This window comes from Vibrio sp. 10N.286.51.B11 (assembly GCF_041469245.1).
GTDB lineage: Bacteria > Pseudomonadota > Gammaproteobacteria > Enterobacterales > Vibrionaceae > Vibrio > Vibrio crassostreae_C.
The window spans coordinates 94,753-107,939 of sequence record NZ_JBFRKI010000043.1; the positions used below are offsets into that span (position 1 = coordinate 94,753).

Here is a 13,187-nt window from a genome sequence, read left to right on the forward strand (position 1 = left end):
TATTGTATAAAGGTAGTGTGAAATGTAGTAGCAAGTCATAAATGGAAGTACTAAGGGCTAATAAATGGAAATTAAGGTAGCTGAATATAAAGATTATGAGCGGATTGCCCAATTACACGCGGATAGCTGGAAGCTATATTACCGTGGCATTCTTGCTGATGATTACCTAGAACATGATGTTTTGGAGGACAGATCTGTTATTTGGCAGACTCGTTTGATTAATCCTCCTTTCAACCAACATGTTTTATTGCTTGAGGAAGGCGGTTTACTGGTTGGTTTTGTCTGCGCGTTCGGTAATCACAACTTTGAGCGTGGTACGTTCATCGATGCGTTACATGTAGATAATAATTATCGTGGACGAGGTGTAGGCAAGCGTCTGTTGTCTGAATTGTCGAAGTGGTTGCAGCAATACTATTCGGACTCAGGGCTTTACCTAGAGGTGATGTCTGAGAACCACCAAGCGATTGCTTTTTATCAGGCGATTGGTGGCAAAGAAGAACTAGAGCAAGTTTGGAACGCACCATGTGGCAGCCAAGTGAATGAAAAAGTGATTTCTTGGAGCTCTCCCGTTGAACTTGAACAGAAAACAGCGAGCGTTGTGTATTCTTAGTCGATTCTTGTTGAATACTGTTTTTTTGCTGAGTAGCAGGTTCTTAACGAAGCTATTTTAAAGCAGAAGAACAAAGACAAAAGCCCCGAGTATTAAGTTGCTCGGGGCTTTTTTGATTGAATTAGTGGTCGTTTTAATGATTCGCAAAGATGCGTGAAATATTGGGCGATTAATCACACCATGTGATCTTATTCCTACCGCCTTTTTTCGAAATGTAGAGTGCTTGGTCAGCGTCGTCGATAAGCTGCTCGACAGAACCAAGGGCTTGAGGGGCATGTTTCACACCGATTGAAATTGTTACTTCTAATCTAAGGCGAGTAGGGGATTCTAAAAGGGCATTAACCAGCGATTCAATTGAAGCCTCGGTTTCTCCTTGGACCAGCACCAAAAACTCTTCACCGCCGTATCGAAAGCAGTTACTGCTAGTCGGTAGTCGTTTTTGAATCTCATCGGCCAGTTCTTTAATCACCATGTCACCCATTTGATGGCCGTAGGTGTCGTTAATCGATTTGAAATGATCAATATCTATCATGAGCGATGTAATGGATCGCTGACGGTCTATGCTCGGTTCTATCACCTGATGAAGATAAAGGCGGTTGTAGCAGCCCGTTAGTGCGTCTTGATAGGAAAGGGCCTCGAACATATTAGATTGCTTGCGAAGCTGAATCGCTTGTTTGCGGAGTTGCTCGGATTGAGCGAAACGTTTGTGTACTTCCAGGTCACGTCTAACACAGGCCGCTGAGATTAGGATGTAAGCCGAGATATAAACGGAAATTGTTTCTATTTCATGCTCTGGCTCCGCTTCATAAAGCAGTGGCGCAAGGCCGATGAGATAAGCCAAAAAGATAAACGACAGCGTAGATATACTGTATCTGGCTGACAATCTTGAAAACGTACCAATGTAGATCATCACTAAAATGATGCCACCTTGGTAATCGAAGTTGTTCAGCTCGATGGCTAGTCGACCGACATAGACCAAGAAAAGTGAGCTAATTACAAGGAAGGCACTTTCTACGAGTTCCAAAACGTTGGGTTTGTTTGTAATACAGTATCTGGCGGCGGCCATCATCAATAAAAAAAGTATGACTCGGAAAATGATAGGCGTAATGCACTCGCTACCAAAGTGGATGTAGTCGGTGACGATAAAAGCACAGAATATTGAGATAGGGATGTAGATGAAATTTATGTACGGCAAATAAATTTCATTATCGAAATAGGTTTTAAATCTTTGATTCTTGAACCCAGAATAAGAGCGCATTGAGAAATTAGCCGAGATTGATACACAATAATTTGCGTAGTATGTCACAGTCTTTGGGATTGTAAACGACCATTTCTATAGATTTGTCAGTATGTTAGCTAGATCAACAAACGGTAGCGGGCAATATTCACGCTCTATTATCGATAGAGCGTGAATATCTAGAGGCTGGTGTAAGAGTGGTAAACAGAAATTAAAGCAGATTATAAAAACTAATCGCGATTAACGCTTGTTCTTCAGGTAACGCTTACGACGCTCTTCTTTTTTCTTAATCTGTTGTTCCGCTTTCAGCGCAGCCGCTTCTTCAACTTCGATCAGCTCTTGTGTGATCATTTCTGGCAACTCAAGCGTTACCTTACCTAAAGTGCCATTACGCAATTCGTGAAGCAGGATTTCTGAACATTTGTGAATGTCGATATGACCACCGGCACGAAGTGCACCACGCTTACGACCAATTGCTTCCATCAATTCGATGTCAGACTCTGGCAGCTCTTCAATTTGGTAACGCTCTTGCAAAAGGTTAGGGTACTGCTTTGCTAGGTATTCTACTGTGTAGAATGCCACTTCATCGTATTCCATTGCTGTATCTTTTACAGCACCTGTTGCAGCCAAGCGGAAGCCACTGTGTGGGTTTTCTACTTTAGGCCAAAGGATTCCTGGAGTGTCTGAAAGGATCACGCCATTCTGCAGGTTGATACGTTGTTGACGACGAGTTACCGCAGGTTGGTTACCAGTAACCGCGATCGTACGTCCAGCCAAGCAATTGATAATGGTCGATTTACCCACGTTCGGGATGCCCATGATCATTGTACGAATATTCTTGCCCATCTGTTCACGGTGCGGTGCCAGTTTACGCACTAGCTCCATAACGTGGTTAACTTCTTCTTTAGCGCTGGTGGTAATCGCAATAGCCTTAACACCTTGCTCTTTTTCGAAGTGCTCAATCCAACGCTCAGTTAGCTCAGGGTCTGCAAGATCGCGCTTGTTTAACACTTTTACACAAGGCTTATCGCCGCGCAGTGAAGAGATCATTGGGTTTTCACTACTGAACGGGATACGAGCGTCCAGTACTTCGATGATCACATCAACTTGTGGGATAACTTCTTCGATTTCTTTACGGGCTTTATGCATGTGACCCGGAAACCATTGAATAGACATAGAGATAAACCTTGATAAATATATTTGCTGCACATTGTAAGGGTTCGATAGGGCGTGTAAAGCGCTATATCGCCTAGAAGAACTACAGAAAAAGACATTTGCGCAAAGATTCTTGGGAGTTCAATTGAAATTGACTATTAAGTTACAATTTAGAACGCGGTACTTATGCGGCTAAGCCTTTGATTCAACTGCTAACAACTTGAAATGAGTTAGTGAGACAACGCGTTATCTGAGTCTCCTATTCAGAGATAAATAATGCGAGTATTTGCTTGGTTTGCCTCAAAGGCAAATCGAATATTACTAGGGGAACTCTATGTTGGAGGTTGGTTTGATTGTACAGATTGAGCTAGGCTTTTTATTAGCTGCTTACGTTCAGCTTGAGCAATGTATATAAATTGGTCGTTGTAGCTTTTGTCTGCGTTGATATATTGTTCGAAGTTAACTGGTACTCCAGCAACCGAAAGCTCTAAATGCAAGTGAGGTCCAGTTGTTCGGCCTGAATTCCCAGTAAGACCGATTATCTGACCTTTAGTGATGTATTCCCCAGCTAAGACATGTCTTTCTGAAAGATGAAGGTAGCGCGCATAGTTTCCATCAGTGTGTTTTATGGTTAAGTAGTTACCTGCAAAACGGTTATACCGGGACTTCAAAACGATGCCATCTGACAATGAATGAACCTTTGTACCTATTGGTGTTGCGTAATCTGTTCCAAAGTGGGGGGCAATGCGGTTCGTTATTGGGTGTTTTCTGCTTAAATTGAACGGTGAACTTACGCGAAAATGCTGAGGAAGAGGGAATACATAGTCATTATTTAACTTATATCCATTCTCATTGTAAATATTATCATCAGCCCCTCTCATGGCAAAAAACTCTACGTCACTACCTAAATAGTAAAAAGCACTAACATATTCTGTATTAGAACCGTCATATTGTGTCCTTATTGAAAATTTATCACCATTATTAACCGATTTTATAATGTCAAAATTATCACCTAATAAATTCAACAAAGATTTTAATTCATCGTTTGTTAGACCTGAAGACAATATGGAACTGATAAAAGAGTATTTAACAACCCCTGAGACCATTGCGGATCTAGGTGTAGGTGTAGGTGTAGGTGTTGTGGTTAGGTGGTGTTGGGGTTCTGTAATCTTAATAATTTGTTTTTTTTGAGTACTTGAGCGGAAATGACCTAAGGCCATAGCTACGGCAGTGATCAAAAAAACCATAAAAAAACCATATGTTAAGGCGTTAAAACTCAAATGGTGATTTTTCTTCAAATACATAAATTATCAATAAGTTTTAGTGAATGGACAAAAGTAAGGATTGGATCATAATATTTATTTGTTTTTTTTTCATGTTATTTTATTTAATTCCTGCTTAATGACTAGTTAAAAGTATAGGCTGTTTTTTTACGGTGATAAAAAACAAACTTTTCACCTTTTAATTTAGCGAAATTGTACTTCGCAACTAGTCATTTCGTCACGTTGAGAAAATCTTGGACGATAATATAATCGCGGAAAAATATACTTTGCCAGAAAACTATGTTCACTAAAAACACGCTGAAATCAATATTAGGTCTTATTGTTACGTCGCTTATCTTGAGCGCATGTGGTGGTGGGGAAGGTGGTGGTGATAATACACCGCCAGCAAGAAATACCGGGAGCATCTCAGGTAACGTTTTTGACGCTCCTGTTAGTGGTGCGAAAATCGAGGTATTTGAATACAAAGATGGGAACCTAGGCAGGAAGTTAGCTAGCACGACTTCTGATGCTTTTGGCGACTACAAGGTCGAATTCGAGTCTTCATCGATGCCACTTATCATCGTCGCAAAAGAGGGCAGTTATACTGATCCACTGACTAACGACACAGTGTCCGTTAGTAATGGTAAAACTCTCCGTTTAGAAGCCATGATTAACTATAAGGAAGGCCAAGATAAAAGCTTAATGTTGACCCCTTTAACCAACATAGTTTCAGGTTTAACTCAATACAAAGTAGGCAAGGGAGTGTCAGGCTCTACTGCTATCTCAGAAGCATTAAATAGCATTAATGATATGTATGGTTTCGATGTCAATGAAACTACACCGATAGACATAACCAAAGGTGGTCAAAGTAGTTTTGCTACATCCGGTCACCAATATGGTGCTTTGTTAACCGCTTATTCTTCTTATTCGTACGACCTAATTCAAAAATACGGTGATACTCAGAGTAATATTTACACATCGATGCATTTGGCTGATATCCAATATCGAGATGTCATTGCCGATGGTCTTCTTGATGGGCTGGAAATAAGTACTGTGTCGGGAGGGGTAACCCCTTTAACCTTCGGTCAACAAAAAGTCTCTAGTGATATTTACACTAACGATTTGGCACAGCATGTTCTAATTGTCGTCAATGATCCTAACTTAAATATTTCAGGAACAGACGCAGACGACTATGTTGAGTTTAGCCGTAAGATTAATGACCAAGGCACCAATAGCGGTACTGGCGGTGTGATCCCTCCTCGCGATGAAACCGAAATTGATACCGAAGCGCCTACAGTGTCTAGAACAGACAGTGATGTATTGGCAGGTCTCGATAAAGTGGATATTAAGCTCAATGATGAAATTGGTGTTCAAGGTGTTTCAGCGTACCTTGAATACCAACTGGACGGTGTCTGGTCTCTCGAGAGTCAGTGTGACGATGAACAAACTTCGGATAGTGAGTTTTGTTTCTTGGAGTTCGACGGCTTTGAATCTGGTCTTAGAGAAACAAGTATTAAAGTAAGTGTAGACACAAAAGCCATTGACGCGGTAGAAGTTGATTCGGATACGGAACTCTCAAATGTCACTGCGGCACGTTTGGTTTTTTATACGACTGATGTGTTAGGCAACGAATTAGTTCAAGGGCGAGATGTTGGCCACTATATCAACTTTGAATGGGACAACAATGCGCCGGTAATTGACGTAACTTCGGCTAGTTCTATAAACAACAGTGCAAAAGAGTATGTGCTTAAAGGTACTGTAAAAGAAGAATCACAAGAAATTGATTCGGTAACTGTTTCATTTAAAGGAGGTTTAGATGACAGTGTTGCTTGTTCTGGTACCTACTGTGAATTCAGCAAAAAATATTCAACCGATGAATTTGTATCAATAACAACATTTGAAATTAAAGCCACCGATAGCAATGGGAATATTGGTAAGAAAGTTCACGAAGTCGTTCGTGATGACCAAGCGCCGGCGCAAGTGATTAGCTATCCAGAGAATGCTCCAATGAATTATGTCAATGTTAGTGTTGATGGGGAGCGAGTAACTAAAGAAGATGTTTATACGCAAGACACCTACACATCAGAAACGGTTCAGTCCACTCGTGATTATTTGAAAATTGATTACATTTACGCGAGCAAGGGGATTTTAAGCTCAATTCCAGATGTCGATTTTAGTGACTTTAATGTCAACGCCCTCAAAGATAACAAAATTCCATATGTTCGTATCAGAGTCTCAGATGGCAACGGGGATATGGGATTAGGATCTAGTGCCGACAAACTTAAGCTAGTTGTTAAGTATTTAGTAAGCGCAAACAACGATAATAGCTACGTGCTTCAGAAGGTAACCGACACCGTAGCCTCTGCCGCCAATATACCTCACGAAGCTATCTCTGATACTGAAGGGCACGTAAATGAGGTCATCTATTATGTTCCCTTTGTAAAAGAAATACTTGGTGACAACTTCGATTCTACATCCGAGAACAGCAGTCAAAAACTAGTGATTCAAACTATTGACGAGTCTGAAAATGAAAGTGCTGAGCAAGAAGTCTATTTTCGTAGTAGTTTCGATTTGCCGACAATGACGATTGTTACTCCATTTATCGGAGCTAGTGTTCAATTGGAGGGATTAAACTCGAAGGGAGAGTTCACGTCGCTAGGAAGATGCACCACGATTCAACACCTAGAAAGTAATGGAACTAATAAAGCACTAGATGTTGCTGGATGTGAAACAACAACCGATGTAGTTAACTACGACTTTATGCGAGTTAGATTAATCGGTATTGATAGTAATACGCAACCGCATTACTACAAGTGGGAGAGTGATCCAGGCACACAATCAGAACAAGTGAACTTAAATAGCGCTAATATAGGAGCCTATTTTAAACTTAATGGTTCTAAGACTTTTTATATTACTGAACTTGCAACATACCAAACCGGACTGTTTGACTCTCAATGGAATCAAGTTGAAGCGGGAAATAAGACTCCTGAGAATGCCGCACGAATTTTAGACGACGTACAATATGCTCTCGCTGGTGGAAGCGATTCATTCTTTGGCTTCGACCCAACGATCGTTTCGTATGCAACGAATGAAATGTTGAAAGGTGCTATTCCGGAAAAACTACCTAATAATTATATTCATAGGTTTTTAGTCGAAGCAATTTACGACATCACCCAAATAAACGGTATGCTATTAAGTAACTCTGTTGATTTTGCTTCAGCTATCTATGATGACTTGCAATACGATGGCCAAGCTAACGGTGTCGGTAGTGGGGGTAAAAAAATAGTTCTAGATTCATATGAGTTTAACTCAAAGTCTTACCGTAATGACTTAGCGCAATCGTACTATAACATTATGACTAAAAAGTATGGTGTTGAAGCTAACTTAGCTCAGAGATATGCCGACCAAATATCAATGGCGAACCCAAGCCTAGATGGCGAACAAATTATAGACGGTGATGGCGAAAGTATTGATAAATCACCGCCTCAACCTTCGTTAAGTATCGAAAATGGCCGAGAAACATGGGTTGGAAATAAACATTACGTTGCTGGTGTTTTAGATTCGCGGATTCTTTTGGAAGATCCGTCTGGCATTGTTGTGGAAGAAGGCAACCAGCCATCTTTTGTTACTATGTGGTATGAGAAAACTGAACCGAATACGGGAACCCCACTTGACCTAAATATTCGAGAGTCAGATGGTGATAGTTATAAAAAGGAGTATTTATTTACCCTTAATACCGAGTCTTCAAATCTCACAGATATTGCCAAGTTTGAGCTTATAACGAGTGCAATGGATGAGCATGGAAATAGCTATGGTTACAATGGGGAGGATCCACATATAGAAACCTTATATGTGGATAATGATTATCCTTTAGCGACTTATATCCCCCCGAGAGATGGTAATGGTGACCCAATTGACGAAAATGTCTATTTGAATACTAATTATGTCCAAGAACTCACTTTCAAAATTGACGATATTGTAGGAGATAAATTGGACGAGCGAGGGTTAACTTTTTATAACCCGGCAACAGGTGCTACCAATGAATATGACGCTAACTCGCATTTTTCGAGCAATACAGAGGATGATTTTAAGGTAAAACTGTGCTCTGGAGACAAGTGTAGCAGCCAAGGTAATATAATTAGTCCAGAAGATGGTAATTGGACGGTATATGTTAATGCTGAAGACAAACTGTCTAATATAGTTAACCGTCAGACGACTAATGCCCCTCAATTTAGTGTGTTACTTGATTCCAAAGGTCCGGTAGTAAACGGCTCTAAAATTACTAACCACTTAGGTGGCAATACTACCTGGGTTCCTGATATTACTTGGAGCTTAAGTCCAGGGAGTTTGGTTGAAGTCGATATGAAGCCAGAGTCTGGAAGGCGTTTTACTTTACAGCATTATGAAACCGCACCTGAAGAGAGTACTGAGCCGTATCTATTAGGCATACAGCCTAACGTAGAGGTGAGACTAGTTGCCGAAGCATTTAAATATAATGAGAAAAACTTCTTTTACGTAACAGCAACAGACAGTTCTTTTCCATCAGGTACACACAGTGGTGAATTTGAATTCTTAGTCGACAATGTGGGGCCAGTAATTGAACTTGCTGACCCGTGGGTAATAGATACAAACTCCGGCGAAAGCTATGTTCTTGGTACCAACTTTACGGTGAAGCTTACGTCAGTATCTGACGATTCTGATGTATCTAAAGTTGAACTTTGGCAACAAGATCAAGTGGCTGCAATACGTTCAATTGACCCCAAAGATCCAACGCAGCCTTTTGATATCGTAATTACAGAAACACAAAGTGACGCTATCGTAATTAGCGAAGACAAAAAGGCGAACCTGTACCTTAAAGCTGTAGACGAATATGGATTTGAATCTAAAACAGAAATTAGAACTGTTCTGCTAGATCGTGAAGGGCCATCACTAAAGTTAAATGGGTTTGATCCGGAAAGTTTCTATCTTGGTAATTATGTATTCAACCTTTCTGCTCAAGACTTAAATGACAGGGGAACACCATCGTCAGAGGGTGTTAACAAAGAAACATTAGAGTATTGGACTTTCAAAGAAAACCCCTCTGATGCAAGCACCTTAGTTGGTGAAGATATGAAGATTCCTTTAGGAGGCGAAAGCGATGGCGATAGTGCGACTCGCACAATCAGATTAGGTGGTTCCGACATTAGAGGAAATACGACAAGCATAGATTATGTGGTTAAAGTTCAAAACTCAAAGCCCACTATTAACTCGGCTACTTTCACATATGAAGATGGCACGCCAGTTTCTTCTGGTGGCCAGATACAAATTACTCGTGTTGAACCTGTAATTATAAGTATTGATGCTGAAGATGAGAGCGGGATCCCGCTAGTTGAAGGTACTTATAAATATGGGGAACAAACCAACAATATCTCATTTTCTCAGAAAGGTGGCCTTTGGGAAGCTAGGTTGACAGAGGCAGATCTAACGGAAGATGGTGCCTATCAGTTGGAATTCAAAGTATATAATAACGTTCGCTATAGCTCTGAACAAGAAAGGCCTGTTTCCGAACGGTCAGAAAGTATCAATGTGCAACGTCAAGGTGTTGCTCTGTCAATCGTAAAACCGACTGACTTCCAAAGTCATATATCGGGAAGTACCCTTAATGTTGAATTTGGCCCTGCGGGTGAGGTAAAAGCAAAAACATTAGAATGTTGGGTTAGAGAGAATTACACCTCAGACGGTGTGCCGGAAGATGGTTCGAACAATGCTTATTCAGGTGTTATAACTAATCCTCAAGAAAATTATAAGTGTAGCATTACAACTGATGTGAATATGTCTGTTTCACCTGTGGTTTTGATAACGAAAACAGTAGGAACGAATGATACTGAAACAGTCAATAAATTCAGCTTTAATATGATGGATATCGATGCCCCTACGGTTGAACAAGACACATATCAATTTACTGGCAATGACGTTGGTTTGAACGCCGAAGGTAAGAAAGTTCTGAGCTTAACATTGAGCTTCAAAGACAATCTTTCTGGTGTGGATATTAGTGATGGTAACGAACCGTTATTGGTAAGAAATCGATTAAATGTGTCTTTTGAACCAAATAGTTGTAGCTCTAAATTGGGTATAACGACATGTACGTATAGAGAGTTGTATGCCGATATCCTCTCTCCGGGGGCGTTACAGCACTTATACACGATTAAGAACTTGTCTGATGTCGCCGGAAACTTAGGTTCGGATCATGCGTTAGAATTATTGCTTCCAGCCCAAGGCGATTTAGAAATCGCTATTACCAGCCCTGCTGAAGATACTATTATTCGAGGTGAGACCCTTGAAATGAAATTCAAGGTGAAGGTTGGACAAAATTCTGATCTTGAAAATGTCGTCGCAACTCTAGATGGTGCGTCATATAATTTGAATGATAACCCAGAGAACTTTGGCCCTTTCACTAAGTGTGAGGATGACTATTCTTGCTCGACGTTTACCGCGCCATTAGATGACAAACTAGATGGTCAATTTATCAAGCCTAAAATTCAAATTATTGATGTATGGGGAGAGTCTATAAGCGATGAAGTCAGCGTAATGGTCGATAATAGCCTACCAAATGTTGACGACACTGTATCCCTCAATGAATCTCCGGATGATTCTAGCTTAGTTAGATTTCAGTTTTCTGTGTGGGATGAAGGTAGCGGTATAGCAAAGGTTAAGTACACAATAGTTAATCCTAAATATGTATTTGATAAAGATGACATTGGCGACAATTCACACCTTTATTTTGATCTTCCAAAAACTGAGTTAGAAGAGTTGAATTCGATACGAGTCAATGTCGAAGCAACTGACAATGTAGGTTGGACTCAAAATAAGACGATTGATATTGACATTAGGATACCAACTATTGATTTGGCTTTTGATGGAATAACGAGTTTACAAGGGGGTAAGCTTGCTTTTACTAATGATAGCCAAGCGTTCACCATTACCTCTGAAGAGGGAGAGGATGTAAAGGCTGCTTCCTATGCTATAGATTTGGTTCCAGTTTCAGGTAACACGATTAAGTTTTCTGGGAAAATAGCCTCTTCAACAGCTTCAGATACGATGACTTTTGATATCGATGCTCAAGCTGAGTATATGCAAAAAGTAACCGTAACCGATTCTATCGGGCGAGTTATTACTGACTTTAATGTGCTCAACAAGACTTACGATGCTGAAGGCATCGCATCCATTGTTGATTACCAAGCACCGGTCATTTCAAGTATCACCAGTACTCAGGATTCGATGATTCCGGAGGAAGGGCAATATTATTTGGATGTAAGAGCATACGTCTTCGATAAAAATCTAAGCAGTGTTAATTCTACTGCAAACAATGGTACCGATGCCCCGGTAACCCCACAGTTAATTGAAGAACCTATCAAAGACGGTGACCCTTACTTGATACGTTATCTTTTATCTCCTGGCGATTATCTAATAACGGTAACAGCAGACGATTTAGTTGAACACAAGACCGAGAAGTCACTAAATGCAAAAGTTGAAGCTGCAAGTATTCCTGAGTTAACAATATCAACGATAGCGTTAATGCCTTTGGCTGGTGGAGTCGAAATTCCTATTTCATTTACCTTTACTGAAGAGGTTAATAAGTTTGAATTTTCAGATGTCGAAATTAAAGCAGATGATGACAATGATATAGGCGCGCTGAAGCAAGCATCATGGAGTACAACAGACAACATAACTTGGACGGTCAATTACAGAGCGCCTGAAAAACAAGATAAAAACATAACCATACGGGTCGGTGATAATAGTTACGAAAGCGTAAATACTATCCCCGGAAAAGGGGATAGTTTAGTTATGGGGGTCGAGGGTGTACTGCCAACGCTGACCAAAGTGACGTTTGATCCTACTTATCAAGAAATCGGTAAGGATGTTCAAGTTGAGCTTAAGTTTGACAAAGAGTTGCAAGAGGCCAAGGCTACATTAGGCGCGAACAATATTACTATGATTGCTGATACTGAAAATAAGAAAGTTTGGACCGGAACCGTGAAAGTCCCGAACGTACCAGATCTCGGTGTTGGCTTAGTGGTGAGCCAATATAAAGATCTAGTAGGCAATGTGGGCGAGGATAACACGTCATATGAATTGCCAATCACGCCAACGTTAACTGTTGAAGCTATCAGTGATGTTAACGGAGAGGGTGTTGCTAACGTTACAGTCAGTGGCGGCAGTAAACGCTTTGAAATCGGTGATAGTTTTACGATTAAGGCAAGGGACTCGGAAGGGAGCGAAGTAACCGTAAACCCAAATCCAAATCCAAACGCTGACGGTGATTGGAGTTCAAAGCTCGACGTGTCTGGTCTTAAAGATGGCACCATTAGAGTGACGGTTAACGGAACAAACAAGTTGAATGCGCCAGCAGCAGAAGCGGAGACGACATTTACGTTGACGCAAACTAAGCCAACGGTGGACGACAGCCAAACGTCGATTAACCCGACGCACGCAGCGGCGGGTGAGAGCGTGACAGTTACCGCTACATTCGACAAAGGCGTCACAACGCCAACGGGTTCGGCGCTGGGTACAGCGGCGATCAACTGGACAGCCCAATCGGGTACTCAAACCCAATGGGTGGGTACAGCAGAAGTAGCGTCGGTTGCGGATTCGGTGAAGAGTGTGGCGTTAACGCTGCAAGGCTTTAGTGATGCAACGGGCAATACCGGTGAGGCATTCACTTCTAGCAAAGCGCTAGCGATGACCCCAACCTTAACCGTTGAAGCTATCAGTGATGTTAACGAAGCGGGCGCTGCAAGCGTTGCAGTCAGTGGTAATAGCACACGCTTCGAAACCACCGACACATTGACCATCAAAGCGGTCGATACGGACAATAAAGAAGTCACGCAAACCACGACAGTGGCTGCATTGGGTAAATGGAACGCGACGTTAGACGTCTCTGGTC

5 protein-coding genes are annotated in these 13,187 nt (G+C 41.2%); 2 read left to right on the forward strand and 3 right to left on the reverse strand.

The features are described from left to right. Nucleotides 1-64 precede the first annotated feature (64 nt). A complete protein-coding gene (locus AB4154_RS20790) occupies nucleotides 65-610 on the forward strand; it encodes an N-acetyltransferase (protein ID WP_017062600.1) in 546 nt (181 codons plus the stop codon). Between the two features lie 169 nt (nucleotides 611-779). Here AB4154_RS20790 and AB4154_RS20795 read toward each other — a convergent pair whose 3' ends face one another. The 3 genes from AB4154_RS20795 to AB4154_RS20805 all read right to left on the reverse strand — a co-directional run bounded on the left by AB4154_RS20795 (nucleotide 780) and on the right by AB4154_RS20805 (nucleotide 4,306). Beyond that, nucleotides 780-1,805, reverse strand: coding sequence for a GGDEF domain-containing protein (locus AB4154_RS20795; protein ID WP_017070587.1), 1,026 nt, complete (start codon nucleotides 1,803-1,805; stop codon nucleotides 780-782). A 282-nt stretch (nucleotides 1,806-2,087) separates the two neighbouring features. Then, the gene (gene ylqF / locus AB4154_RS20800; protein WP_009845440.1) at nucleotides 2,088-3,023 is read right to left on the reverse strand and encodes a ribosome biogenesis GTPase YlqF; all 936 of its coding nucleotides are present in this window, start codon (nucleotides 3,021-3,023) and stop codon (nucleotides 2,088-2,090) included. A gap of 311 nt (nucleotides 3,024-3,334) precedes the next feature. Then, nucleotides 3,335-4,306 (reverse strand): peptidoglycan DD-metalloendopeptidase family protein, encoded by a 972-nt coding sequence (locus AB4154_RS20805; protein WP_372124015.1) that lies wholly within the window; start codon nucleotides 4,304-4,306, stop codon nucleotides 3,335-3,337. Between the two features lie 258 nt (nucleotides 4,307-4,564). Between AB4154_RS20805 and AB4154_RS20810 the strand changes: the two genes are divergently transcribed. Further along, a partial coding sequence (locus AB4154_RS20810) for a hypothetical protein (RefSeq protein ID WP_372124017.1) occupies nucleotides 4,565-13,187 on the forward strand: 8,623 nt, incomplete at its 3' end.